Annotated in this window: 1 protein-coding gene; it reads right to left on the bottom strand. The window is 57.9% G+C overall.

Translation table 11 applies throughout. The annotated features are described in order from the left end of the window. A partial coding sequence (locus SB689_RS24275) for a hypothetical protein (RefSeq protein ID WP_410694568.1) occupies positions 1–209 on the bottom strand: 209 nt, incomplete at its 3' end. Positions 210–233: the final 24 nt, after the last annotated feature.

Here is a 233-nt window from a genome sequence, read left to right on the forward strand (position 1 = left end):
CGGTGATTGTCAGGAAACGCATCGTGCATCACCTCCACGATCGCACGCTTCAATTGGCGGAACCGCTGGGCTTCCTCGTCGTCATTCGTGAAATCTCGCTGACTCGGATCGACGACAAGATAGCAGTGCATCTCCGGCCGCTTGCTGAAGTATGTGCGCAAGCTGCTGACGGCCGCGTCTATCGCGATGACCTCCGGCGAGTCGTCCATACCGAGCGCGTCTGAGTTTTCCAT

It is taken from the genome of Chryseobacterium sp. SIMBA_038 (assembly GCF_046535115.1).
GTDB lineage: Bacteria > Bacteroidota > Bacteroidia > Flavobacteriales > Weeksellaceae > Chryseobacterium.